This window comes from Verrucomicrobium sp. GAS474, from assembly GCF_900105685.1.
Classification (GTDB): Bacteria; Verrucomicrobiota; Verrucomicrobiia; order Methylacidiphilales; family GAS474; genus GAS474.
In genome coordinates, this window is sequence record NZ_LT629781.1 from 2,853,837 (window position 1) to 2,879,173 (window position 25,337).

The 25,337-nt window shown below is 61.2% G+C and carries 20 protein-coding genes; 18 read left to right on the top strand and 2 right to left on the bottom strand.

Annotated features, from left to right (window positions below; genetic code table 11):
* Positions 1-144: 144 nt before the first annotated feature.
* Positions 145-1,653: an O-antigen polymerase gene (locus tag BLU04_RS11985; protein ID WP_093286346.1), complete on the top strand. Its 1,509-nt coding sequence runs from the start codon at positions 145-147 to the stop codon at positions 1,651-1,653.
* Positions 1,654-1,756: 103 nt separating this feature from the next.
* On the opposite strand, the gene BLU04_RS11990 is transcribed toward BLU04_RS11985, so the two are convergent.
* Positions 1,757-2,821 carry a LacI family DNA-binding transcriptional regulator gene (locus BLU04_RS11990; protein WP_093286349.1) on the bottom strand — a complete coding sequence of 355 codons (1,065 nt, stop codon included), beginning with the start codon at positions 2,819-2,821 and terminating at the stop codon, positions 1,757-1,759.
* Between the two features lie 91 nt (positions 2,822-2,912).
* Between BLU04_RS11990 and BLU04_RS11995 the strand changes: the two genes are divergently transcribed.
* The 17 genes from BLU04_RS11995 to BLU04_RS16575 all read left to right on the top strand — a co-directional run bounded on the left by BLU04_RS11995 (position 2,913) and on the right by BLU04_RS16575 (position 24,457).
* Positions 2,913-4,856, top strand: coding sequence for a PEP-CTERM sorting domain-containing protein (locus BLU04_RS11995; RefSeq protein WP_157895317.1), 1,944 nt, complete (start codon positions 2,913-2,915; stop codon positions 4,854-4,856).
* Between the two features lie 42 nt (positions 4,857-4,898).
* Positions 4,899-7,097 (top strand): hypothetical protein, encoded by a 2,199-nt coding sequence (locus tag BLU04_RS12000; RefSeq protein ID WP_093286354.1) that lies wholly within the window; start codon positions 4,899-4,901, stop codon positions 7,095-7,097.
* A 133-nt stretch (positions 7,098-7,230) separates the two neighbouring features.
* Positions 7,231-8,022, top strand: a complete 792-nt coding sequence (locus tag BLU04_RS16845) for a prepilin-type N-terminal cleavage/methylation domain-containing protein (protein WP_197672951.1) — start codon at positions 7,231-7,233, stop codon at positions 8,020-8,022.
* On the top strand, positions 8,019-8,465 hold the full coding sequence (vccB, locus tag BLU04_RS12010) for a Verru_Chthon cassette protein B (RefSeq protein ID WP_093286359.1): 447 nt from the start codon (positions 8,019-8,021) through the stop codon (positions 8,463-8,465). Before BLU04_RS16845 ends, vccB begins: the two co-directional genes overlap by 4 nt.
* 7 nt (positions 8,466-8,472) lie before the next feature.
* A complete protein-coding gene (locus BLU04_RS12015) occupies positions 8,473-9,567 on the top strand; it encodes a type II secretion system protein (protein ID WP_157895318.1) in 1,095 nt (364 codons plus the stop codon).
* 18 nt (positions 9,568-9,585) lie between these two features.
* Positions 9,586-12,870 carry a hypothetical protein gene (locus BLU04_RS12020; protein WP_157895319.1) on the top strand — a complete coding sequence of 1,095 codons (3,285 nt, stop codon included), beginning with the start codon at positions 9,586-9,588 and terminating at the stop codon, positions 12,868-12,870.
* Between the two features lie 34 nt (positions 12,871-12,904).
* Entirely contained in the window at positions 12,905-14,863 is a 1,959-nt protein-coding gene (locus BLU04_RS12025; RefSeq protein ID WP_093286369.1) for a sodium:proline symporter, read from the top strand.
* A gap of 7 nt (positions 14,864-14,870) precedes the next feature.
* Positions 14,871-16,766 (top strand): heparinase II/III family protein, encoded by a 1,896-nt coding sequence (locus BLU04_RS12030; RefSeq protein WP_157895320.1) that lies wholly within the window; start codon positions 14,871-14,873, stop codon positions 16,764-16,766.
* A gap of 904 nt (positions 16,767-17,670) precedes the next feature.
* Positions 17,671-18,411, top strand: a complete 741-nt coding sequence (locus BLU04_RS12040; protein WP_093286378.1) for a hypothetical protein — start codon at positions 17,671-17,673, stop codon at positions 18,409-18,411.
* Positions 18,412-18,462: 51 nt separating this feature from the next.
* Positions 18,463-18,783: a hypothetical protein gene (locus tag BLU04_RS12045; protein WP_093286381.1), complete on the top strand. Its 321-nt coding sequence runs from the start codon at positions 18,463-18,465 to the stop codon at positions 18,781-18,783.
* Positions 18,784-19,503: 720 nt separating this feature from the next.
* Complete coding sequence (locus BLU04_RS12050) at positions 19,504-19,746, top strand: hypothetical protein (RefSeq protein WP_093286384.1); 243 nt, start codon at positions 19,504-19,506, stop codon at positions 19,744-19,746.
* Between the two features lie 207 nt (positions 19,747-19,953).
* Positions 19,954-20,844, top strand: a complete 891-nt coding sequence (locus tag BLU04_RS12055; RefSeq protein ID WP_093286387.1) for a hypothetical protein — start codon at positions 19,954-19,956, stop codon at positions 20,842-20,844.
* A complete protein-coding gene (locus tag BLU04_RS12060; RefSeq protein ID WP_093286390.1) occupies positions 20,841-21,200 on the top strand; it encodes a hypothetical protein in 360 nt (119 codons plus the stop codon). Before BLU04_RS12055 ends, BLU04_RS12060 begins: the two co-directional genes overlap by 4 nt.
* Entirely contained in the window at positions 21,197-21,958 is a 762-nt protein-coding gene (locus BLU04_RS12065) for a zonular occludens toxin domain-containing protein (RefSeq protein WP_093286392.1), read from the top strand. The genes BLU04_RS12060 and BLU04_RS12065 overlap by 4 nt, the downstream gene beginning before the upstream one ends.
* A complete protein-coding gene (locus tag BLU04_RS12070) occupies positions 21,955-22,926 on the top strand; it encodes a hypothetical protein (RefSeq protein WP_093286395.1) in 972 nt (323 codons plus the stop codon). Before BLU04_RS12065 ends, BLU04_RS12070 begins: the two co-directional genes overlap by 4 nt.
* Positions 22,927-23,025: 99 nt before the next feature.
* A complete protein-coding gene (locus BLU04_RS12075; protein ID WP_093286398.1) occupies positions 23,026-23,703 on the top strand; it encodes a hypothetical protein in 678 nt (225 codons plus the stop codon).
* 100 nt (positions 23,704-23,803) lie between these two features.
* The gene (locus BLU04_RS16575; protein WP_157895321.1) at positions 23,804-24,457 is read left to right on the top strand and encodes a hypothetical protein; all 654 of its coding nucleotides are present in this window, start codon (positions 23,804-23,806) and stop codon (positions 24,455-24,457) included.
* 4 nt (positions 24,458-24,461) lie between these two features.
* Here BLU04_RS16575 and BLU04_RS16580 read toward each other — a convergent pair whose 3' ends face one another.
* Positions 24,462-25,232, bottom strand: coding sequence for a hypothetical protein (locus BLU04_RS16580; protein ID WP_157895322.1), 771 nt, complete (start codon positions 25,230-25,232; stop codon positions 24,462-24,464).
* Positions 25,233-25,337: the final 105 nt, after the last annotated feature.

The following is a 25,337-nucleotide window of genomic DNA, read 5'->3' on the forward strand; positions in this document are numbered from 1 at the left end:
TTTCGGAATTAATAAATAAGGGGAGGGTGGCTATTTTGAGTTTTCCCGAATGTGCGTCACCGTTTGATCTTGTTTACGCCGCATCCTCCCATCTCTCGTTCGCCTCATTCCGGGTTTGCCCTTCGCTTCCGCCACGTCTTTGCGATGGAGGTCATCCTTCTCGGGCTCGGCCTGGCGATCTCTCTTTGGACGGGGACCTACGATCCGGCCCTGTTCCAGAACTTCACCACCCCGTGGCCTGATCCGGGGCTGGCGACGTTGTGTGCGGTGGCAGGTTCGGCGCTGTTGCTCTGCCCCCTCGTGTGGGTCTGGCGGCATCGGACCATTGATTTCCTCTCGCTCCTTCTCCCTCTCGAGGCGATCAATCTCTTCGCTTACTTCGCCATCAGCACCACGGCCAACAAGATCCCGAAGGAAGCCATCGGCATCCTGCAGATGGTGGGGCTACTCCTGTTGATCAACGCGATCGGCTTCTTCGTCCTTCTCTTTGCGATGCTTTTCTTCTACCGCGCCGCCGCAGCCTTTCACGCCCGCCTGCCCGATCTGCCCCGCCCCCAGGAAGTTCTTGATCGCAGGATGGAAACGGTTTTCCGGGTGGGAGGTTGTTTCTGCGCCCTCCTCATCGCCCTTCCGATGATCTACTCCGGGACGATCCCGCTCCTCTCGGGACGGGGGGATCGCCTGGCACTCGGCATCATTGATCCCCTGCGGGCGACGTACAACTTTGCCGAGACGTTCTTCCCCATCATGGTCGGAGGTCTTTCGGTGATGCTCTACCGGAAGCCGCGCCGGTTTCTGGGACCGGATGGATTGATCTTGGGAGCGCTCCTCCTGCTCCAGATCTTGACGTCGGAACGCTCTTCCCTCCTCTTCGCAATCATGGCGACGGCGGCGCTGCTCTCGATGGAGCGGAAGTGGCCGCGCTGGCTCCTCGCGGCGTTCTTTGTCGGTTATCTGGGCTGCTTCACGGTCCTGGCCGGATTCAGCGCCCTGCTGCGCAACAACGTCGCCAAGCTCCAGTCGGGCGACGTGCTCGAGTCGAGCATCGAGGAGACCTTCTACGGGGACAATATCATCGACCTCCACGACGGCGCATGGGTCTTCAGTCATTGGGATTTCCAACCCCTCATGGGAAAGACCTATCTCGGCGGCATGGTTTCCATGGTGCCGAGCGGACTCTTTCCGCAGAAGAAGGAGTGGCACCTCGGCCTCAACGCCCTCCGGATGGTCGGCTTGGACACCGAAAACCACTTCGGCCTCCGTATTTCGTTCTTCGGCGAATCCTTTTTGAACTTCGGCATCGCGGGGGTCGTCATGCTGGCCGTAGTCCTGGGCATGTTCTTCGGGATTCTCCTTCGCCTTACCCACCTCGCCGGAGCGGGGGGCTGCCTCTCCGGCACGGGAACGTCGCCGCCCTTCCAACCCTGCCTCTGGCGGAACGCGACCTATGTCCTGCTGGTTCAGATTTTCAAGCCGCTCTCCAATTCCAGCGATGCTTTTTACTCGTGGAGCCTCATCGGTTTCCTGATCGTGGTCTGGTTCGCGGTAGTCTGGCCTCGCCCTCCCCGGCACTACGTCATGCGTGCAAACTCCGGAATGGCGCTGGAGATGCGGGCAAATGACGGCTCCCTTAAAAGCACCCAAGAAGACTGAAAGAACCGCTGAGTTTTACGGCGTCGGACAATGACTGTCCGAGGTCGTGAAATAGGCGGGCTGCAAGCTTCATCGAGCAGAATGGCAGGAAGGGCAACGTGGGTCATCGATGCCCTGCGGAAGGTCGGGCACGCTTCTCGACGGTCTTGCCCTTCTGCCAGGAGCCGTCGAGGAGGATACGGCGGGGGACGGCGGGGATGCCGTATTCCCCCCGGTTGAGCTTGCCGACGAGGAAGTCCCCGGCGGTGCGGCCGATCTCCATCGACGGCTCGAGGATCCCCGCGTGATCGACGTTCGATTCCTGGAGGCCGGGGGAGACGTAGGCGACCTCGGCGGGGACCCGGCAGCCGCGCTCGCGCAGCCAATGGAGGATATGCTCGTCGACGACGATGACGGCGTCGGGGCGATGGGCGTCAAACCACTTGAAGAAGATCTCCTTGTTGTGGGCTGAAAAGAGGCCGTTCCTGACCTTCAGGTCGAGGATGGGGAGGGCCTTCCCCTTTGCGATCGAGGGGGGCGGCGTGTGATAGGCTGCGCTCCATTGCTGGTGGAGCCGTCGGCTCATCTCCTCCCAGGTGACGAAGCCGATGCGGCGGTGCCCGAGGTGGTGGAGGTTCCGAATGCAGATCTGCATGTTCTGGTAGTGGGAGGTCGTGACCAGGTCGAGCTCGGGGCGGAGGAGGGTGTAGCCGAAGGTGACGGCGGCGAAGCGTTCCCACTTCAGGCTGAGGTGGCCGGAGGTGCCGGGGAGGGGACAGATGAGGAGGCCGCGGATGCCCCGGCTTTGCAGGATCTGGACGGCCCGCTTGGCGGTCAATCCCGGCTCCTGTAGCCAGAAATCCTCCAGCCGGTAGCCGTGGCGGGTGAGGGCCTCGGCGGCGCCCTGGCGGTAATAGCGGAAGGACTCGTGCTGCCAGCCGTTTCGCGTCGGGTAATTGGTGATCCACCCGATGGTGCCATGATAGAGGGAAGGGCGGCTCTGCGTACGATAGGTACTGAGGGCGGAGAGCATCGGATCGGGGGCATAGCCCATTTCCTGGGCGATCCGTTGGACCTTGGCCAGGGTCTCGGGCCGGACCCGGGGATCGTTCTTCATCGCCCGTCCGGCCGTCGTGAGATGGACTCCCGCCTTCAACGCCACGTCACGCAGGATGACCCGCTTTTCCATGATGCTACTGATGGCATTGAAATGGGCTTCCGGCAAGATGAACCTCACATTATTGTGTTAACGACGCTATTTAACGAAAACTCATTCCCCTATGAAAATCCCTTCGCTGCTGGCCCTCTCCCTGGTCGTCTTCATGCCGCTGGGTGGTTGGTCGCAAACCACTTACACATGGGCCGGGGCTTCCGGGTCCAGCTGGGCGGCCGCCGCGAACTGGAGCCCGACCACCGGAACCGGGACGACTTTCCCTGGCGCTGGCGACACCGCCATCCTGGGGAATGTGGCCTCGGGGACCATGGTTTCCGTCTACGGCTCGGGATCGGGCGGCTCTCTCGGAACGCTTTCCCTCGTGCAGAGTACCAGCGGGGCAACGAACGAGCTGAGCGTGCAGAGCAGCCTCTCCGTGGCGAACAGCTTCACCCTCGGCGCGAGCGCGGGGACCAGCCTCCTCTACCTCGACAGCTATACGGCGAACTCCGCGCTGACCCTCGCCGTCGGCTCCGGGACGGGAACCCTGACCGTGGCGAGCGGCGGCGTCCTCGAGTTCGGCACCAGCCTTTCGGGCACCACGGCGGCGGCCGGATCGACCTTCAGCGGCAATCTGTCAATCGCCGGCGGCACGGTCAACGTCGAGCGAGGCCGGGTCAACTTCGTCGCCTATCCGATCACCATCTCCGGCGCGGTCTCGATGTCGGCGGGGATGCTGGTGATCGGAAGTACGCCCCTGAGCGGCCCGGCGGGGACAGCCCAGGACACCCGCTTCTCGGTCACCGGCAACTTCATCGCGACGGGAGGCTCGATCACCACCTCGCTTGCCAAGGGCTACACCTCGCTCTACCTGAACGGTGGGACGAACGACCTCTCCGGCCTGACCAGCTTCAGCACGAACATCGGCATCAGCCTCTCGAACTCGCCCACGACCACGGGGACCACCTCCACCCAATCGCTGAGCATCGGATCGAATTCGATCGGCACCGTCCTCCTCCGCAACAGCACCTCGAACAGCACGGCGGTGAAGACCATCAGCTCGACGACCGGAACGATCGGGGCGATCACCTTCGACGGCCATTCCGGGGGCGCGAGCATCACCCTCCTCCTCGGGAGCAACCTGACGCTGACGACGAATGCCGCGATGCCGACGAACAGCGCCTACGGCGCGGGCAGCTACACCCAGAACTACATCATCGATACGGCCAGCTACGTCTTCGATCTCAGCGCGGGAACCAACAACGGGGCCCTCGCCCCCGCCAACCAGAGCGGCACCACCACCCTGGTGAACTGGGTCATGCAGGGGAGCGGGACGGTCAAGGCGGGATCGTTCGACATTTCAAACATCCGCTCCTCCTCGATCCTGGGGAGCGTCACGATCCAGGCGGCGGGCGGGAACGGGACGGCGAACAATCTCGGGAATCTGAGCGTCGGCGGCTCGACCGCCGTGGCGGGAACTGCGACCGGCACGATCAGCGCCACCTCGACCTTCCTTTATTCCGGCTCCGCCACTGCGTCGAGCGCAGCGACACTGGTCTCCAACCGGACGATCGGCGCCCTGGCCGTCCAGAACGGCTTCCTGAACATCGCCCAGGCGGCGTTGAGCACCGGGGGCGGGGTGACGCTCTCCAGCGGCGGCCTCCAGCTGAACGGCGTCGGCACGGCGGGAACGATCACGCTCGCCTCCGGGCAGAACTTCACCATGACGGGCGGCACTCTTGCCTTCGACATCGGCACCGCGCAGGACCAGGTCCTCAGCCTCGGCTCGGGGACGTTCACGATCTCCGGGGGGACGCTCTCCCTGACCCTGGGGACCGGTTACGATTACGCCTCGGCCTACACCCTGTTCAGCGGGTTCACCAGCGGCAGTGTTTCCGGCCTCGCAATCACGGGGTACGATACGGCCGATTACCTGGCCACGCTCAGCTCGAGCGGCGTCCTGACGTTCTCCGCCATCGCAGTGCCGGAACCGGGCCCGCTCTGGCTCCTCCTCCTCGGAGCATCGGTGCTTTCCGTCGCGGCCCGCCGCAGGCAGACTTGCCAGGCATAGAGACGGCGGACGATCCCTCCTTTTTTGAACGAACCTGATTTCATGCAAAAGCCCTCTCCCTCCCTGCTCCTCACCACCCTCTCTTTCCTTCTCCTGGCCATCGTCGCGCAGGGGGAACCGCTGCAGCCTGTCGAGATGCCGACCAAGACGCTGATTCCGGGCGGGGAGGGGTGGCGGCAACTGGGCCAGACGGGAGCCGTAACCGCGAAGGGGGCGACGGTTTCCTATCCCGACGGCAACCTGCTGATCCAGGTTCCGAAGGGGACTTCGGGCTCGGTCGAGATCCGGCCTCCGCAGGGCCTTTACGACGCCGACGAATTCACCCGGCTCGTTTTCGAGCTGAAGAATCAGGGGCTCTCCGACGTCCAGTATGAGTTGCGCATCGACAACCCCCGCGCCGCCGAGGCGCAGCGCGTCGCCCTCGCCGCGGGTCGCACCAGCCTCGACCTCGCCTGGGGCGGCATCGAGACCTTCGCGGGCCGGATCACCGCCGGGCAGGCGAAGAACGGGAACATCCTCTTCGTCCGCAAGAACGTGATTCGGGACCGTTATCCCGAGCTCCTCGTCTTTTCCCCGCCCAAGCCCGCTCCCGGCATGAAGAGCAGTCCCGGCGGCCTCCTCTTCGACAACGACCACGCCTTCGACCCCTCGAAGATCGAGGACATCCGGATCACGGTCCTTCCCTCCGACCAGGACGTGAAGCTCTCCGTCGGCGCCATCTACGCTTCCCACCCGCCCGTGGCCCCCCTCCTGAAGGCGAATCCCGAGGCGTTCTTCCCGTTCGTCGACGGCTACGGCCAATACATCCACGAGACGTGGCCCGGCAAGGTGACGAGGGACGAGGACTTGCGGGAATCGGCCCGGCAGGAGGAAAAGGACCTCGCCGACCATCCCGCTCCCGCCGACCGCTCCCGCTTCGGCGGCTGGACGAAGGGCCCCCACCTGGAGGCGACCGGCTTCTTCCGCACCGAGAAATATCAGGGGAAGTGGTGGCTCGTCGACCCCGAGGGCTGGCTCTTCTGGTCCCATGGCGTGACCTGCTGCGGCTTGGGCGGCGCCGATACGCGGATGGCGGGACGGGAGAAATTCTTCTCCGACCTCCCCGCCTCCGACTCGCCCCTGGCCCAGTTCATGGGGAAGGAAGGGAACTTCACCTACACCCAGGCGAATCTCTACCGGAAGTTCGGCAGCGATTGGAAGAACGCCTACCGGGACCTCTCCGTTCGCCGCCTCGCCAGCTGGGGAATGAACACGATGGGCGCGTGGTCGAACGGCGATTTCACCCGGGTGCGGAAGACCGCCTACGTCGTCGACATCGAGTACAAGCGGGACACCGTCCTCCCGAAGCACCTCCCCGACGTGTTCAGTCCCACCTTCCGCCCGAATGTCGAGAAGGCGCTCGCGACCCGCTCCGACGCCTTCAACGATCCCTGGTGCATCGGCATCTTCCTCGACAACGAGATCAACTTCCCCGGCGCGACGGCCTTCGTCTCCGACCTCGCCCTGGAAGCGAAGGAAAACCCCTCCAAGATCGAATGGGTCGAGGATCTCAAGCGCCGGTATTCCACCGTGGGCGAGTTCAACCGCCTGACCGGCGCCAAGTTCGCGGGCTGGGATGCCGTGCTGGCGAACAAGAATCCGCTCAAGGTCGACGGCATCGCCGACGAGGCCGCCTCCTTCTACAAGCGGGTGCTCGAAACCTACTTCGAGACCTGCCGGGACGAGCTGAAGAAGGTCGCCCCCAGCCAACTCTATCTCGGCTGCCGCTTCCTCCAGGTCGTGCGTCCCGAAGTTGTCTCCGTCGCCTCGCAATACTGCGACGTCGTCAGCTTCAACGTCTACGAGTACGGCGTCACCGGCCGCCGGGTCGCCGGGATCGACAAGCCCTTCATCGTGGGGGAATTCCACTTCGGCGCGCTCGATCGCGGCATGTTCGGCACCGGCAACCGGTGGGCCGGGGACCAGCAGGACCGCGGAGTCCGCTACGAGAACTACCTGGCCAGCGCCCTCTCCAATCCGGCCTGCGTCGGTGCCCATTGGTTCCAATACAACTCCCAGGCCCTCACGGGGCGGGTCTCCGACGGGGAGAACTTCCAGATCGGCTTGGCCGACGTGACGGGCGCGGCTTATCCCGAGCTCCGCGACTCGATCCGAAAAGTAGGTAATACCCTCTATGAGGCCCGGATGAATGCCCCTATCGAGCCGATGAAAAAAGACTTATTACCCGAGGAGGAGCACTAATTCCCTTCCTTCTTCGGGGGGTGGGAGCGCAATCTGGGAAAGGAAAAGGATGCCTGTCCCATTCTGTGTCCCCCTCGCTTGTCCGCAAGGCCGCGTCCCCGGAAAGAGCGTCCGGCATCTTGTCCTCGTCCCCATGAAATCCCTTCGGTTCCCCCGGCCTTTCGCCTTTCCTCCTTCGGGAAAATCTTCGGGCCGGGGTTTCACGCTGATCGAGGTCATGGTCGTCCTGGCGATCATGACGGTCCTCTTCGTCCTGGTGGCCCCGGTGATCACCAGCCTCAGCGGAAACGTCACCGCCGCCTCCGTCGCGATCCAGGGCGCGTTCGAGCAGGCCCGGACCTACGCGGTCGCCAACAACACCTACACCTGGGTCGGCATCTTCGAGGAAGACGGGACGAAGCCCTCCTCGCGCAACTCCGCCCAGCCGGGCGCGGGCCGGATCGTGATCTGCGTCGTCGCCTCGAAGGACGGCACCTCGATCTACAGCAAGGCGAACGCGGAAAACCAGGAAGCCCAAACGTTGCCCTCCGCCAGCCTGATCCAGATCGGCAAGCTCATCAAACTGGAGAACGTCCACGTCGTCGACGCCTCCGCGCAGGCCGTCGGCAAGCGGGCTGCCCGCATCATCCAGCAGGGGGACCTGATCGGCCTGGCATCGGGAGTCTCGCTCTTCTCCTTCGGCTATCCGCTCTCGGGAAGCACCCTCTACACCTTCGGAGGGAGTGCCGGGGCGGGGGCCAACGGGATCGTCCAGTTCAACCCCCAGGGCGAGGCGATCTCGAACGTCGGCTCGCTGGCGAATCCCTCCGTCAATCTCGAGATCGCCGTCCGCGCCGCACACGGCACCCATGCCGACAATGCCGCCAACCTCATCGCCCTCGACGTGAGCGGGCTCACCGGTCAGACGACCCTGTACCGGCCATGAAACCGTATCTCAGGAAGACGGCGGCCTTCTCGCTGGTCGAGGTCGTGATCGCCATCGGCATCGTCTCGCTCGCCCTGCTCCCGCTCCTCGGGCTGCTTCCCGTCGGCCTGAACAGCAATCGCAGCTCGACGACCCAGACCGGGGCGATGAGCCTCATCACGGCGATCTCCGCCGACATCCGCTCGACGACCGCGACGACGGGAGTCTCCCCCCGCTTCGGCATCCGCACGACGGCCTCGGGCGGGCAGACGCTCTACTTCGACGAATCGGAGACGGTGACCGGCCTCCAGCCGGGCAAGCCCGGATACAAGGCCGACATCGAGCCGGTCAAGATCTCGACGACGATGACGGCCCTCCGGGTCACCGTCAGCTGGCCGCCGCAGGCATCGGGGGGGAACGTCCTGGGCTCGGCCGATGTCATCGTCCCGGTCGACAACAATTAGCATGGCGATGGAGACGCTTTCCCACCCTATCGAGCGGGCCCGCCGCCCGGCCCCGAGGGGGAACAAGAGAGGCTTCACGCTGGTCGAGATCATGGTCTCGATCGGCGTCCTCCTCTGCATCATCCTGCTGGTCGCCCAGCTGGTGAGCAGCCTGAGCGCGACGACCTCGAACGCGAGCAAGCGGAGCGATTCCGACAACCAGGCGCGGCTGATCTTCTCGAAGATGGCCGCCGATTTCGCGGCGATCTCCAGCCGGGCCGACGTCAATTATGCGTTCCTCAGCCAGAACGGAAACGACTCCTTCTATTTCTACAGCGAGGCCTCGGGCCATATCTCCTCCGGCGATCCCGCCGGGACGGGGGAGTCGACGCTGAGCGGCGTCTCCCTGATCGGCTACCGCGTCAGCGACGGCATCTCCGGCGGCGCCCGGGTCGAGTTGGAGCGCCTCGGCCTCGGCCTCCATTGGGTCGACGTCTCCTCCCAGACCGGCACGAGCGGGCAGGGGAGGTCGGTCCTCTTCCTCCCGACGCTGATCAGGGACGCCTTCTCCAAGACCCTCGCCAATCCGAACAACAACTCGTCGAACCCGAACACCTCGAATCCCTCGCCCTGGGACGTCATCGGCGACCAGGTCTTCCGCATGGAATTCTGCTTCCTGCTGAAGGACGGCACTTTCGCGGTCACGCCGGTGATCCGCAATTCGGGGGCCAAGGGCAATTTCGCCGCCGCCGTCGCCCCGCAGGCGACCGACGATGCCTCCGCCGGCTATGCCCCGGGCTCCCGTTGGTACAATGCCCAATCGCAGGTCGCCTACCGGTGTGTCCGGGCCTCGACGAAGGCGGCGTTCTGGACGCCGCTCGGCCTGCAGGACGTGAAGGCCGTCGTCGTCTCCCTGGCCCTCCTCCATCCCAAGGCGCGGGCGACGATCCAGGTCGGCGCGCTCACCCGGTCGATTCCCTTGCTCCCCGATTTTGCCGGATCGCCCGTCATCGGCTCCTGGACGACGGCGGCGGGAAACGCCTCCGTTTTCAAGGCGGGGGGGATGAACCCGATGACGGCCTCGTCGGTCCGCGTCTACCAGCGGTTCTTCTACCTGAACTAACCCATCGCGATGCATGCCATGAATTCGTTCGCATCCCGTCGTCCCGCCCTGCGTGAGCGCGGGGCCGCGATCATCCTCGTCCTCTGCTTCGTTGTCCTCATCGCAGGGCTGACCGTCACCTTTCTCCTGCGGGCGGCGACGGAGCGGCAGATCTCGAACGCCAACGCCAACGGGACGAAGGTCGAGCTGCTGGGGGACACCGCCCTCGGCATCGTCGTCGACGATCTCAAGCAGGAGATCATCGCCCACTCGACCCCCTACGGCACGGGGACGAACACCGTCTACGTCCCGACTTCGGCGACCTACGCCGTTCCGTCCCGGTACGAGACCCTCCCCAATCTCCTTCGCCGCAGCAGTCATTCCGACACGCCCACCCGGGCTGCCGCCTCGATCTCGACCGCCGCCTCGAACAACGGCCGCTCCGTCACCCTCGCCCGCTGGAACGCCCATTACCTCCTCCCCCTTGCCGGGGCGAATGCTCCGGGCGACAGCACCCCGGCCTCCGGCTTCGTCGCGCCCGATTGGGTGGTCGTGACCCGGGGCGGCCCCGCCTCGGGAGCGGCGTGGACGAAGAGCCTCGCCGATTCCTCGCCGCAAAACACCGCCTACGCCATCGGCCGGTATGCTTATGCGATCTATGACGAGGGCAGCCTCCTCGACATGAATGCGGCCGGCTACCCCTCCAGCGCCACGGCCGACCAATACGGCTCCAAGGGCGGGCTCAGCTACGCCGACCTCCGGCAGCTTTCCCTGACGGCGCAGCAGATCAACCAGATCGTCGGATGGCGGAATTACGGCAGCATCCAGCCCGCGGGGAACTTTCCGAACTTCACCTTCGATACCGCCGCCGCCAGCCGGTACCAGACCCAGGTGGCGACGACGAACAACTTCCTGACGACCACGACGAACACCTTCAACGGCAACGGCGACCATGCCGTCATCAATCGCCAGCAGCTGATCAAGCTCTTCCAGAAGGGGATCTCGACGAGCTCGACCGAGCAGACGAAGCTCCAGGGCGCGCTCCAATATCTCGGCACCTTCAGCCGCGAGGTGAACGGGCCGACGTACGGCCCCACCGTCGATTACGCCGCGCCCTACAATTACAAGACGGCCCAATACCAGACCGGCTCGACGATCTACAATCCCTTCGTCCTGCGGGCCCAGGTCGCGAGCCCCTTCACCCGGGCCGACGGCAGCACGGCGGTCAAGGGGGAACCCCTCGTGAAGAGCCGCTTCCCGCTCGAAAAACTCGCCCTGCTGGAAAAGATGCAGGGCTACGCCTCCCTCAGCGACCAGGACAAGGACGACATCGCGCGGTATTTCGGCCTCGATGCCGTGAACGATTCGGTCGGCTACTACCGGCATTGGAGCTATCCGACGACGAACGCCAAATACGCCCACACCGCCGGGAGCATCCTTTCCCTGAACGACGTGGCGCAGAAGAACCGCGAGCCCGATTTCTTCGAGCTCCTCCAGGCGGGGATCCTCTACGGCTCCCTGGGGAAAGGTGGGGGGAGGGGAGATACCGCCCAATACACGACCTTCACCGATTACGACACGAAGACGATCCTCCAGGTCCTGAAAATCGGCGCAAACATCATCGACCAGTGGGATTCCGACAACTATCCCACGACGATCACCCTGACGCCGACGGCGACGGGGGACAGCGTCTACGGCATCGAGGATCTCCCCTACATCAACAAATTCCTCTACACGATCGCAGGGCCTGGAAACCTCGCCGCCGCCGGCGTCTACAAGACCACCGCCGCCTTCCAGCTCTGGAACCCGCACCAATCGCTGGCGTCGAATACCGGCGCCTATCCCGAAGGCATCCAGCTCTCGCCCGTCTACGTCAACGGGACGTCGAGCAGCATGTCGACCACCTCCGATTTCTATCAATTGGGAGCGGTGGTCACGACCAAGAAGGCCGACGGCACCACCACCAGTCCCACGTGGTATTGGAACGGCAAGACCGCCGCCTGGACCAGCGGGGCCTTTCCGGAATTCTTCGGCGAGCTTCCGAGCGGCGGCATCATCAGCGTCCCCCTCGCCAATCCCTCGACCGATTACCGCGAGCCGACGATGAGCGCCCAGCTCCCCCTCCGGGACATGGTCGGCATTCCCGACAACACCTACGTCGTCAATTCGCTGACCTTCTCCGCGGCGATGGCGGCGAAGACGGCGCTCTACCTCTACTGGAAGCCGTCGATCACCTACCGCATCCAGTTCCTGGACAAGCCGGGCGGCACCTACCACACCTACGGCACCTTCGTCGGCCCCGACACGCCCTCGGCCTACTCGGGTTTTCGGATGGCGCCCTGGCTTTCGCTCTCCAATACGCTGCAGGCCTCGAAATGGTACGCGGCGGCGAAGTCCGATCCCCGCACCGGACGCTTCGGCTCCGGCCAAAGCTCCGAGTACGACGTAGTCTCGGGAAGCTCCAGCATCACCCCCGCCTCCCCCTCCAGCTACACCGACGTCAATAGCCGCATCGACAGCAACCCTCCCTTCAAGGGCACCGTCAGCTCGGCCAATCCCTACCGCCTCGACCTGTGGGCCGCGAACAACCCGGGCGGCGGGACGGCGAATCCGCAGACCGCGGGCAACCCCGTCTATGCCGACCTCGACGCCCAGGCCCGCCCCGGCGACGCGCTGTACGCCTCGCCCTCTCCCCTCGTCCTCGGCGCCTCCACGGCCCGTCCCGTCATCCTGAACCGCCCCTTCCGCTCCGTCGGGGAACTCGGCTACGTCTTCCGCGACCTTCCCTGGAAGACGCTCGATTTCTTCACCGCCTCCAGCGCCGACGCGGCCCTCCTCGATCTCTTCTCCCTCAACGGAGGGCAGCCCGTCCTCGGCGGGCGGCTGAATCCGAACACGAGGCAGAAAAGTGTCCTCTCCGCCGTCATCGCGGGGGCGACCCAGGGGAGCGGCGGGAGCGGCACGACGATCTCCTCCGACAACGCGAACAGCATCGCCGACGCCGTCATCGCCCTGTCCAAGGCCGCCCCCTTCGCGAACCGCTCCGAGCTGGTGACGCGGCTCATGGCCGACGCCTCCCTGGCCAAGATCTCGACGATCAAGAGCGAGCGGGAGGGAGTCGTCCGGGCGCTCGCCGATTGCGCCAACACCCGGACCTGGAACCTCCTCATCGACCTCATCGCGCAAGTCGGCCGCTATCCCTCGACGGCCAATTCCCTCGACAAGTTCGTCGTCGAGGGGGAACGCCATTACTGGCTCCATGTGGCGATCGACCGCTACACCGGCCAGATCGTCGACAAGCAACTCGAAGTCGTCCGGGAATAGTCGCCCCTCTCTTTCCACCCCCTCTTCTCCCTTTATGACCTCACTCGATTGGATCGTTGCCCTCACCCCTGTTATCCTGGTTTTCCTCGTCGGCCTCTATTGCCGGAAATATGTCCGCAGCGTCGCCGACTTCATGTCGGGGGGGCGCGTCGCCGACCGCTATCTCCTCTCGATCGCGGGCGGGGAGCTGCAGGCCGGGGCCGTCGTCTTCGTCGCCGTGTTCGAGGTCTTCTCCCACTCGGGTTACGCCCTGGGCTGGTGGGGCTGGCTCTCCGGGCCGGTCGGCCTTATCGTCAGCATCTCCGGCTTCGTCATTTATCGCTACCGGGAAACGCGGGCGCTGACCCTCGCCCAGTTCTTCGAGCTGCGCTACAGCAAGGGATTCCGGCTCTTCACCGGCGGCCTCGCCTTCTTCGCGGGGATACTCAACTTCGGCATCATCCCCGCCGTCGGGGCGCGGTGTCTTGCCTACTTCTGGGGCATGCCGGAACATGTCACCCTCCTCGGCGTGACGGCGCCGACCTACGTCTTCCTGATGGCCCTCTTCCTCTCGATCTCGCTCTTCGTCGCCCTCTCCGGCGGGCTCGTCACCATCATCATCATCAATTGCCTGGAGGGGATCGTCGCCCAGCTCTTCTACATCGTCATCATCCTCGCCCTCCTGGCGCTCTTCAATTGGAACGAAATCGTCTCGGTCCTCAGCGCCCGGCCCGTCGGCCAGTCGTTCCTGAACCCGTTCGACACCCATGCGGTGAAGGACTTCAACATCGGGTACGTCCTCATGGGCCTCGTCGTCACGATCTACGGCACGATGGCCTGGCAGAACGCCGCCGGGTATCAGAGCGCCGCCCTCACCCCCCACGAGGCCCGGATGGGCAACGTCCTGAGTCGGTGGCGTGAAATGGGAAAGGGTGCCGTCATCACCCTCATGGCCGTCTGCGCGATGACCTTCCTCAACCACCCCCATTTCGCCGCCGGGGCCGCCTCGGTCAATGAGGCCGTCGGGCAGATCTCCGATCCGAAGGTGCAGGACCAGATGCGGATGCCGATCGCCGTCGGCCAGCTGTTGCCGATGGGGATCAAGGGCGTGCTTTGCGCGATCTTCCTGATGGGGGTCTTCGGAGGCGACGCCACCCATCTCCACTCCTGGGGGAGCATCTTCGTCCAGGATGTCCTCGTCCCGCTTCGGAAGAAGCCCTTCGGGCCGAGGCAGCATCTCTTCGTCCTGCGCTGCTCGATCATCGGGGTCGCCCTCTTCGCCTTCCTCTTCGGGGCGCTCTACCGGCAGGTCGATTACATCGTGATGTGGTGGTCGGTGACGACGGCGATCTATGTGGGAGGGGTCGGCGCGGCGATCATCGGCGGTCTCTACTGGAAGAAGGGCACGGCGGCGGGGGCCTGGGCGGCGCTCTTCGCGGGCTCGACCCTCTCGGTCGGCGGGATCATCGCACGCCAGATGAATCCCCACTTCCCGCTCAACGGAGTCCAGATCTCGTTCAGCGTCACCTTCATCTCCATCCTCCTCTATGTCGTCGTCTCCCTCCTGACGAACAAGGGGGACTTCAACATGGATCGCCTTCTCCATCGCGGAGCCTACGCCATCGCGGAAGATCCGAAGACGACGGGTGACGCCCCCTCGCAGGCGAAGCGCCATTGGCTCAGCCGCCTCATCGGGATCGACGAGAACTTCTCCAAGGGGGACAAGTGGACGGCGGGCCTTCTCTTCGCCTGGAGCCTCTGCTTCACCCTCCTGTTCATCGTCGGGACGACGTGGAACTACCTTTCGCCGTGGCCCAAGACGGTCTGGCCCTCGTTCTGGCACGTCGTCGGATTCGGGTTCCCGGTCTTCTTCGCGATCGTGACCGGGATCTGGTTCACCTGGGGCGGGGTGAGGGGAATCGGCCGCTTCTTCACCCACCTGGGCGGCGAGCGGGTCAACCACCTCGACGACGGCACGGTACGGGACCACCGGAATCTCGATGAAAGGGGCTGAGTCTCCCATGACCTCGATTCCGGCCCGCAAGGGAATCAACCTCCTGAACAGCCCCCTGACGCAGGCGTCCCTCCTCCGGATCGTGGCGGACGCCCCGCGCCGTCCGCTCCTTCCCCCGCTCGGCTCTCCCGAATGGGTGCGGGCGGCGGGGACACCCCTCGCGGCCCGGTGGCTGCCGATTCTCAAGGGCCGGGCGGAACGGGAAAAGACCCTTCCCTTGCCCCGCCTGAACGACCGCCTCTACGCCCTCTACCACCGCACCGGCAACCGGCTCCGCTTCGAGCAGGTCTACTTCGAGCGCCGCCGCCGCCTCGCCCGCGTGGTGATCGCCCTGCTCCTCAGTCCGAGGGAATCGGCGAGGGGAGCCGCCTCCCTGCGCCGCTCCGCTCTCCGCAAGCTGGAGGAAATCCTCGACGAGGCCTCCTGGGCCCTGCCCGCCCATGTGAACAATCCGACAGGCAAGGACTCCCGGACCATCGATCTCTTCTGCGCCGAGACCGCGAACCTGATGGCCGAGATGCTCGACCTCCTCGGGCCGATCATACCCGATCAGCTCGCCCAGCGTATCCGCACCCGGCTCGATCGCGATATCTTCGGAAACTACGCGATGAACCACCGGGACCTCTGGTGGACCCAAAGCCAGGGCAATTGGAACGCCGTCTGCCATCAGGGAGTCCTCGGTGCCGCCCTCTCCCAGATCGATCGTCCCGTCGACCTCGCCGAACTGCTCTGGACTGCCCGGAGCCATCTGCGGCACTTCCTCAAGGGATTCGGCAAAGACGGCGGCACCTCGGAGGGACCCGCCTATTGGCAATACGGCTTCGGCTGGTTCACGACCCTCAACGAACAGCTCGAAACCCGGACCGCGGGTGCCCTTTCGCTTTTCTCCGGCTGCCCGAAGGCGTACCACATCGCCCGCTTCGGCGCGGCGACCTCGCTCGCGGGAGGCCGCCTCGTCAATTTCGCCGACGGATCGGGACAGGCCGTCCTCCGGCCCGCGCTCCTCTCCTATTTGGGAGAACGCCTCAATCAGGAGGAAAACCGGGAGAAGGCGCGGGAGAACTACGGCCTGCTGTGGCGGGACGGGATGAATTTCGATTCGGAGCGTTGCGACCTCTTCCAGCTGGGCCGCCTTTTGTTGCGCGCGCCGCGGAAAGCGAAGGCGAAGGGGGGAAACCGCGTCCTTTCACGCAAGCCCGACATCTTCCTTCCCGTCCTCGGCGTCATGGTGGCCCGGGGCGTCGACCGGAAAAACCACGTCTGGGACGTCGCGGCGAAGGCGGGACACAACGCCGAATTCCACAACCACAACGATTGCGGCAGCTACCTCGTCAACGTTGACGGGATCGACCTGATTTCCGAGATCGGCTACCCGGAATACGAACGCGATTATTTCGGCCCCCGACGGTACGAGTTCCTCGCCGCCCGGACCGAGGGCCACTCCCTCCCGGTCATCGGCCTCTGGGAGCAGAAAGAGGGCAGGGAACACGCCGCGCGGGTCCTCCGCTGCCACCTCGGCGAGGAGAGGGCCGAGTTCGCCCTCGATGCGTCCAAGTGCTACCCGAAGGCGGCGGGATGCCGCCGTTTCCTGCGAACCCTCCGCTTCGATAAACGAAGCGGCAGCGTCTCCATCGAGGACGAATTTTCCCTCAGCCGCATCGAGGGAATCGAGGATGCCGTCATCACAACGGGCCGCGTGCGGATCGAACAGGGAAAGGCCTCGATCGAGCGGGAAGGATTGACCCTCCGCCTGACTCCCGAGGCGGGCACCGTCTTGCTCGGCGTGAAGGAGTGTTCCTACAAGAATCACGACGGCCAGCCCAGCACCGTCCGGCGTATTCTCTTCGGCCCGGTGAAGCCCGGTCGTGTTATCCGCCTCGGATACCGGATGGAATTGACCTAAATTGAAAAAAATCACCCTCTTCCTTCCTCCAAAAGGGCAGGGGAGTCCTACCCGAATCCGTGGCGTTTGGCGTGTGCCCCGCCCCGGATCACACGCAGCGTGACCGTTAAGGGGACATCCTCACGGCCTACCCCCACCCATCCGGCCAGCACACCCCGTTCCGAGGTCTAGGAGGACCGTAGCGAGGCGATTACCCCATCGCCCAGCCCTGCCCTCCCCGTGCGTGATTCGTCATAGCAGACCGAGTTGCCGCGCCGCGCGGCGCGAGGGATGCCCCGTGTTGCCGGGGGCCGTCCGCGTCCCGCGCTGGCATCCTTAGCCCGGACGCACGTTGGCGGCATCCGTGCCCGGAATCACTTCGCACGAACGCTTTGTTATGTAACGGACGAGCAGAAGGGGTGATGTCCGAAGTCGTGAAAGATGGGCGCTTCGCCCTGGGTCATTTCATCTCGACTCCAATTCTCAACTATGAGGGCGAGATCATTCGCACTCTTAACTCTGTCTACAAGATCACGGAGATATGCGCTGCGCCATCCCATATCGCGATGGAGGCGAATACGATCAAAGCAATACTGATAGCGAGGAGGCGGGATTTTTTCCAAGGGCGAGGATGCCCGCCAGCAGACCTGATGACGGTCGAATGCGGAGGATTCTTGCTCCTAACGAACTGCTTGTGATCCTGCCTCGTTGATAAAAATTTGATGGAATCGATCAACGTTCGAGAACCGTTGAGTTTTACCTGCGCTAATCCGATGAGTTTTACGTCGTCGGACAGGTGACGTTCCTACGGCGCTCCGTGTGCGGTTGCCGTCCTTTACATAACAAATAGAGTACCGTGCTCTTAGATTAAACCTTTTTAAATATGGGGTTTAATTCGATCAAAAAAGACCGAATAACTAGGAGTATGATTATGCCTCTCGCATCGCAGAAGTCCAAAGAAAAGCCCCTCACGGCTCGCCAGATTGCCGCTAATTGTGAGGGTTTGAAAGTTCACTTTCCTTACATCAAAGAGCGTGAAGCCAAGGAAACATGCTCTAAGGAGCTTGATACGCCTTTGAGTGAGGGACACAAGGCGGTTCTTGATGCGGCGTTCAGTGCCCGTAGCGCGGAGTCGAACGCGGTCATGTGTTATATGGCCTTGTGCATCGAAATTCGTCGTCATCAATTGGCCCCTAAAGAGGTCACTGTTTTGCTGTCGGCGGCGGGATATAATTACTCCCGAATTTCGGAGGTTAAACGAGTCGCTTTCGTCTCTGATGAGATTTTTCAAAAGTTTCTTAGCGAGGGCCTCGGCTTCCGTTCGGCCCTCCGTTTGGCTCGGGGAGGGGAGAGGGCTGCGAACGAGCACCCGGCAGATACGACGGCTTCGACTTCGGAACCTGCCGACGAGGAGGAAGGCGACGGCAACCCGGGCGAGGGTGTCAACGATGCCCCGCAGCCTGAGCTGGATGAGAGTCCGAACGCACTCGTGTCGAAACTCGTGTCCGTCCTTCGCCTCGATAAGTTGGACTTCGTTCCCGACTTCCTGCGTCGGGGTTTTGAGAACAAGTCGTTTCTTAAAACATTTAAACAAAAGGGAGGCGTTGCGCATGCGGTGATCGGAAATTACCGCGTTATCGTCATCCCGATGCAGGGACTTAACTAAAATTTTCTCCGTCAGAGAAAAAAACAAACCTCAACAAAACGTAACACAGAAATGAAACGCGAAAGCATCCTCAACGAAGTTCAAGCGGGCAATGCCGTCTTGATTGGCTCCTTCCTCAACGCCTCTGCCGAGCGGCGCAACTATAAGGACAAGGAGACGGGCCGTCTCAAGACCTACGCTACGACCCGCGCTTGGGTCACCACGTCCACGAAGCCCGTTCAGGTCTTCGAGTACAAGGACGACGATTTCGACGTGAACAAGTATATCCCGCCGTTCAAGTCGGGCACCCCCGTCGTCGTTCGCGTGCGCGGCATGCGCGAGGAATCGGGCGTCACCATCATTTCGGGAGACATCGAAGCTCTCGAAAACTAAGAAAATCCTAGCCCCTTCCGGGAGGGAGCGGTATTCTAGGCTAAGTCCCGGACAGAGCCGGAGAGGGGAGGGGTTTCCTCCCCTCTCTCTTTGCCCCTAAGATTATTCAAACTTTTAAACATTCCTTGGGATGAGCGTCATTCAGGAACATATCGGAGCGGTGATCCTCGAAGTTTCGGCAGCGATCATCCTCTTTACGCTGGCTTGGCTCCGTCGGAGCTAGTTCCCCGTTCGCCACTAGCGAACCATCTGCGCGATAGCCTCACGCTTCGCGTCCTAGGGCGTTAAACCCCCCTCAAAGAGGCCGGGGGGTTTAACCCTCGTTTCCCCATGCGGAACGCGCCGAGGAGTGCCAATCCTTTGGCGCGACGAACGCCCGCCTAACCGGGAGGGCTCGGGGCTTCTAGGCCGGGAGGCCGGTCTCTCTCCATTGCGTCGATTTGCTTGCTTATCGCGCCAGACTCGTTCTGGCATAAAATTTGTAACACGCTTATAATCATTGATTTACCTTAACATTTATTCACCCGTATTATAATATAAACGCATACTAAACGCTCCGCATGAACCCCTTACATATCGCAATTTTCTGGGTGTCCGTCCTGTTCATTGGGCGCTTCATCCTTCTCCGCCTGTGGCGTTTCTGGACGTCCGTTGGAGACAAATAATTTTCGGTCCCGTGTGGGATCGAGAAACCAACCAACAAAGAAAGGAAAAACAAACATGAAGAACCTCATCAACAAGGTCCGCTCGAAGATCGCCGCCGTTGGCGTCGTCGGCCTCAGCATCGCCGGTGCCACTGCCGCGCACGCCGATACCGGCTCCAGCTACGTCACCTCCTACACGACCGCCATCCAGGGCATCCAGGCCGACATGCTGACGATCCTCCCGATCGCGCTCGGCGTCGCCGCGACCCTCTGGGGCGTCCGCTTCCTGACGCGGATGTTCAAGAGCACCGCGAAGTAATCCGGCGATTACTACGGGGGAGGGTAACCTCCCCCGTTTCTTACACCCCTGTAAGTTTCACCCCTCTCTATATGGAAAACGTCGTCTTGGGGTTCTCGTCCGCTGCGGGACTCTTCCTCACCGTCTACGGCTTCTTCTCCGTGGGAAGCATTTTAACGAGGATCAGCGAATGAGCGCAGACCAAGCAACCCAAATCATCGATCTCCTATGTTCTCTACAAGCAAGTTTCGAGTTCTCAATCGGCGTCTTCTTGGCGCTTGTCTGCTGCTGTGCGTGGCATCTGTCTCGGCGTTGAGGGCCGATACCGTATTTTCAGCGCCGCTTAGCCCGTCGGATAACGGCGGGCCGTCGCCGACTGACAACTCGGGCGACATTTTCGTTTCGTCGGGCGACGGACAGGCGGAAGTCATGATCAATGAGCACAACTACGATGGGAAATTCGATAAAATCATTGAGCGTCTGACACAGCTTTATAACCAGCAACAGCAGGAGGTGAATTGGTATACCGGGCTCCTCAACGACAACCACGCCGAGACGATGACGGTCCTTAACGCAATCAAGGTCGGGACGGATCAGATTGCGGCGAACACGTCCGGGGCAGCGGGGTCTGGTGCTGGTTCCGGGTCGGGTGGTAGTTCGTCGGGGTCGGGTGGCAGTGGCGGTTTCGATGCTTCCGGGATCATTTCGGCGGTCAACACCGTTGATACCGACATCAAGACGTTTAAGGACAAGTTCAGCGATTTCATAAATGGGACGGGGTGGGGGAGTGGCTTGGATCAAGCCGGTTCTGCCGCCGATGCTCTTAGTAGTCAGTTGGACAGTGGGGGAAACGACGCGCCCAACATCTATAACTTTCTCGTCAATGACCAAGGCACTTACTCCGGGAGTTCCTTTAGCTCGTCAGGCACGTTCTCGATAGCCGGGGGCGCTCCTACGGTCGGCCCGTTTAACGTCAAGGTCGCTGGGCAGAATATAACCGTTTCACTGCCTCAAATAGCGGGAGGGTCTGCCATCAAGACAGTCTTGGGCCTCATGGTCACTTTCCTTGCCTGTATGCGTAGCTACTCCGTCGCTCGTGAAACCGTTGAAAGCATATGATCGATTTTCTTGAGAAGATTTCGGACTGGATCGGCGGTAAGGCCGCATTGATTTTTGCGGTTATCAGCTTCCTGTATTCGCTCGTCTATACGGCCATTACGATGGCGTATCAGTATTGGTCTAATCTGATCCCTACCGTTTCGACATTGGCTCAACCAAGTGTAGGGGCGGTTACGCATTTCGATTGGTCTAGTCTGCTTGCTGTGGCTGGGCCCGTAGGGTCATGGGCTATTCAGTATCTCCCTGTAGAGGCCATGTGTGCGGCCATCGTTCAAGTCCTTACCGTTAGCGGAACGTGCTTCGTCATCCGATGGGCTATCAGCGTCTATAAGCTGATACCGCTTAAGGCGACATGATCCACGTTTACGAGGGGCGGCCCGGCGGGGGCAAGAGCTACCGAGCGGTAGAGAACATCTGCAAGGATTTGGCGGCGGGCTCCATCGTTCATACGAACATTTTCCTCTACCCGGAGAAGGTGAGGGCATACGTCTTTGACCGGTGGGGCGTTGAGGTTCCGCCCGACTCGTTGGTCTACTACGAGGACGGCTCCAAGCTCGCGCACGATATGCCGTCCTTGATCCCTCGGGGCACGCGAGCATGCACCAATAAGATTTACCTCGATGAGGCGCATATCTGGTACAACTCGCGGGACTGGAAGACGACGCATGAGCTTCTAAAACGCAATCTGGTGTGGCTGACGCAACACCGGAAATTCTTCGTCGATGTCGTCTTTATCACACAGGACGCCGCGAACATAGACGCTCAATTCCGGCGACTCGCGCAAAGCTACTACCGGTTCCGTGACCTTCAAAAGATGAAGGCACCGGGCTTCGGGCAGGTCTACCCGCTACCGCATACGCTGGAAATCCTCGTCGATTACGACGGCAAAACCGTCATGGATCGGACGTTCGTCCCTCGGAAGAAGGAGATTTTCGACCTCTACGAGTCCGAACAGCTTCTCATGAACCACGATTTCTTAATCGAAAACAAAACGTCGAAGGTCGTTAAAAACAAAAAGAAAACAACGGCGATCCTCGTTAGGAAAACTTTGGAGGTTTCCCTAACGGTCGTCCTTTTCGGAATGCTCATCTATTTGGGCAAACAAAGTCTATGAAGGTGATCATCCTGTTCGCCCTGGTCGTCGTGACCGGGGTTCTTATCATGAAGCAGCATACGTTTTTCGATGCAGGGGGAGGGAAGGCAACGCAAGGGAAGGCATCGGACTCGAAGACAGGGAAGGGGGACGGCGACGGGAAGAAGGATGAGCCAAAGGTTGTCTTCACCTATTGTTTCGACAACAGGCCAGTCCCGGAAGCCTTAGGGGAGGGGGCTGTCATTGATAAAGGGTCCAATTCCGTCACGGTCATTTGCCCTGTCAGCGAAAGAGATTCGCGCATCGGATCGCTAAAGGCCCGGGACGTGCCCTTACACCGATGTAAGGTTCAGGTCGATATAGTGGAGCTGTCGAGCGATGACGATAGCGGTTACAGCATTTCGGCGGCCCTGTCTCAATGGAAGCTCAACCTGTCGTTGCCGTCTGCGGTCGCGGTCACAGCCTCACCGGCTATCGGTGCCATGGGTCTAGCATGGGATAAGCTATCCGGCATCTTGGCTCAGGGGTCGTTTAAGGTAAGGGCAAAGCTAAAGATGCACACGGAGGCCACGCTTACGCATGGGGTAGAGACAGCGTTCAACCAGTATTCGGAGCAGATAACCACGAATGCGACGACGACGACGACGGCCACCACTACCAACACGGAGAGGCGCAAGATTGGGCTCATCGTCAAGATGACACCATGCATTCTCACGGAAGGAATTTCGCTCAGTTACCTTCTGTCGAACTCTCAGGCAGATACGAACGAAACGGCCGTAGGTGCCGACGTGGTTGGGGAATGCGGTCTAACGCCGGTCCCTCAGGTGTTAGTTGATTCCATCAAAACGAGGGTTCAGGATCAGGAGAACCGATTCCTTTGGGTGCCGGTTGGCAAAGAGCATGTGAGGCAGACATTCCAAGATGTGGTGACGGTTACCCTAATGGAAGTCGATGGTGAGCCCGTGAGGAAAGGGGAGACGGTCCAGTGAGGGCCCCTCAACGCCTGTAATCTAATGAGAGGAAGGGGCGAGCGGCGCGCAGCGCCGCCGCCCTAACCTTGTTCTATATCTAAACCGTTAAGAAGCCCTGTGAACAAATCCCTCGTGGCCTTTCAACTCACCTGCGACAAGCTCTTTGCCCGTTACGAAGTCCTCTACTTTTGGACGTTCACCTTTAAGGAAGCCATGCCCGATTGGTATTACTCGCGGACGTGGAACCGGTTTTGGGTGGACTTCACCGGCCACTTTCCAGATCTCATCCGCGGTGTGAAGGTTGCCGAGCACCATAAGACACACGGCCTCCACTATCACGCCATCCTTAACCAGCGTCTCCCGGTCGGCCTCGTTCGCCGGATCGGGTCCAAGTATGGCATAGGGAGGGTCCACGTCATGAAGTGCGACAAGGGTGCCGTGGGGTATCTCGAAAAGTACTTGGGCAAGCAGCATTGGAAAGACTTCCATGCTGGGTGCCGTCGCTGGTCGCCGGTCGGGACATGGGACCATACCAAGGTGTCTGACATCGTTGTGGAGTCCGACTTTACCCGGCAGCTAGCCTTTGAGACTCGGGGCAAAAAGATTGACTACCGGACCTACCGGGGGTATCGGCAAAACTACATGGCGTTCGGGGACATTCAGGGGCCTTCGCGGGCCTACCTCGCCGAGGTCAGGAAATCTTACACCCCTGTAAGGTCGTTTTCGGATTTTGATAAAAACGAGCGATCTGCGGCAAAACTTGCAATGGTGGCGGATTCTGAAAATCCCTTTTAGTCAAAGAGTTGAAAAGAATTTCGATCTTCCCTTGACTTTACATAACAAATATTGTGCGAAGTAAATATGAAAGATCCAAACCGAGCGGGAGTAACTGTCCGTGGAGCTGAAACTCATTCCTTTAGTGCCGGTGAAAATGCTTTCTTTGCGTTTACGAGAGACCAGAAACCTTATCGCCCTCGCTTATCGAAGGCTTCGATGGTTACTGTGGGGCCGCATGGAGCCGTTAATCCACATTGAGACAATACCGCTCAGGTCCAGCGACCTTTTTTCAGGACAAGATTTTTGGGATTGGTGCCAGGAGAGTTTTCCCGGCAACGAAGATTGTCAGCAGACGATCTTCCGGAAGGTTGATCCCTTGACGGGCCTTCGCATAGGACTACTCCTGCTAGAGAAACTAGCAGATATTCCAGACAATGATCGGATGATCCGCGTTGTCCTATATCGCTATCCGCTTCACGAAGCGATTGACAACTTACTGTCTACTTATAGTGCTTCCGGCAATGTTCAGATCGATAAGAAGAAAGTCCTAGCCAGCCTTCTGAGTATCGAATGGTATGAGACCCGCAGATACCTACAGTCTCGATTAAAGTCTCAACCGGACGACGTGCAAAATGCCTTCCTGCCATTGATCCCGGAGGGGCTTATACCCCCGAAACTCCCTAATCGAGAGCTACCAAAAGTGAAAAGCACTAACCCAGCAGATAGTATTTCTAATGAAAATCGGACCGTTCAAAATAAGCCAAAACTATAGGCTACTATGGGATCGTCCGTTTAGGAGTAACGAGGAGGCTGAATCTCACTGAAACGATAGGCTGTCCGATGGCACCTTCAGGATGAAAGTAGTTCGGATCGGGCTCAGCACTGGCAGAGGCTAATGCACGACGGAATGATTCAAGGCAGACTCTTCCCATCAAGCGAAGACGATCACCATCGCCCAATCGGATGCTCCTGCCGTTCATGGATGCTGGATCTCGAAGCGTGCATGAGAAGTAGTCCCATCCATTGATCCGGCGCCCCAGGATGAGGTGAAGGCGTGCTCTAGGAGACTCCTGTCGCTCCCATTCAAAGCGTTGATCGAAAAGCCAACGAGGCTTTGTTTCCTCCCAGGTTGTTCTCCAACTCAAAAACGCGGCCATCAACGGCGTAATTTCCCCTCCCCACCAGTGAGCCTCTTGGCCTGCGATATTGTTATCGTATTCAGCTGCAACTTTCAGGCAGCCAACCCGCTCAGCCTTCGATAGCTCACGACGCCAAATTCGCCTGGCGATCGCCTTGTAGATGGACGTCGCTTTCTTCAATAGTTTCTTACTCGGCCTCCGAACTTCTTCTGTACCTTCCGCAATTTCTAAATCGAGTATATCGTTTCTTTCGTGAGGATCGATATCCACCCATGAAGGCACCGGCAGGCCTGTAGTCACGACCCAACTGCGAAGGAGCCTTCCGTCACCTCCCATGACCTCTAGAGTTCGGCTTGGCAGCTCCTCGTGAACGAAAAGCCCCCTCACCCACTCGAATGCTTCGGCCATGCGGCTCCACTCAGTAGAGGAGAGTTGGAGACGTTTCGGCAAAGGAACTTGGCTATTTCGAGGAGGGCGAGTTGCCCCGATCTCCCTTTCCCTCCGAAAATGCTG

Excerpts from the sequence above, each read along its gene's own strand:
- BLU04_RS12055 (WP_093286387.1), top strand. The coding sequence starts at position 19,954 with ATGTTCTCTACAAGCAAGTTTCGAGTTCTCAATCGGCGTCTTCTTGGC.
- BLU04_RS16845 (WP_197672951.1), top strand. The coding sequence starts at position 7,231 with ATGAAATCCCTTCGGTTCCCCCGGCCTTTCGCCTTTCCTCCTTCGGGA.
- BLU04_RS12015 (WP_157895318.1), top strand. The coding sequence starts at position 8,473 with ATGGAGACGCTTTCCCACCCTATCGAGCGGGCCCGCCGCCCGGCCCCG.
- BLU04_RS12065 (WP_093286392.1), top strand. The coding sequence starts at position 21,197 with ATGATCCACGTTTACGAGGGGCGGCCCGGCGGGGGCAAGAGCTACCGA.
- BLU04_RS12040 (WP_093286378.1), top strand. The coding sequence starts at position 17,671 with ATGATTATGCCTCTCGCATCGCAGAAGTCCAAAGAAAAGCCCCTCACG.
- vccB (WP_093286359.1), top strand. The coding sequence starts at position 8,019 with ATGAAACCGTATCTCAGGAAGACGGCGGCCTTCTCGCTGGTCGAGGTC.
- BLU04_RS12070 (WP_093286395.1), top strand. The coding sequence starts at position 21,955 with ATGAAGGTGATCATCCTGTTCGCCCTGGTCGTCGTGACCGGGGTTCTT.
- BLU04_RS12050 (WP_093286384.1), top strand. The coding sequence starts at position 19,504 with ATGAAGAACCTCATCAACAAGGTCCGCTCGAAGATCGCCGCCGTTGGC.
- BLU04_RS16580 (WP_157895322.1), bottom strand. The coding sequence starts at position 25,232 with ATGGCCGAAGCATTCGAGTGGGTGAGGGGGCTTTTCGTTCACGAGGAG.
- BLU04_RS12025 (WP_093286369.1), top strand. The coding sequence starts at position 12,905 with ATGACCTCACTCGATTGGATCGTTGCCCTCACCCCTGTTATCCTGGTT.
- BLU04_RS12030 (WP_157895320.1), top strand. The coding sequence starts at position 14,871 with ATGACCTCGATTCCGGCCCGCAAGGGAATCAACCTCCTGAACAGCCCC.
- BLU04_RS11990 (WP_093286349.1), bottom strand. The coding sequence starts at position 2,821 with ATGGAAAAGCGGGTCATCCTGCGTGACGTGGCGTTGAAGGCGGGAGTC.
- BLU04_RS11995 (WP_157895317.1), top strand. The coding sequence starts at position 2,913 with ATGAAAATCCCTTCGCTGCTGGCCCTCTCCCTGGTCGTCTTCATGCCG.
- BLU04_RS12000 (WP_093286354.1), top strand. The coding sequence starts at position 4,899 with ATGCAAAAGCCCTCTCCCTCCCTGCTCCTCACCACCCTCTCTTTCCTT.
- BLU04_RS11985 (WP_093286346.1), top strand. The coding sequence starts at position 145 with ATGGAGGTCATCCTTCTCGGGCTCGGCCTGGCGATCTCTCTTTGGACG.
- BLU04_RS12060 (WP_093286390.1), top strand. The coding sequence starts at position 20,841 with ATGATCGATTTTCTTGAGAAGATTTCGGACTGGATCGGCGGTAAGGCC.
- BLU04_RS12020 (WP_157895319.1), top strand. The coding sequence starts at position 9,586 with ATGAATTCGTTCGCATCCCGTCGTCCCGCCCTGCGTGAGCGCGGGGCC.
- BLU04_RS12045 (WP_093286381.1), top strand. The coding sequence starts at position 18,463 with ATGAAACGCGAAAGCATCCTCAACGAAGTTCAAGCGGGCAATGCCGTC.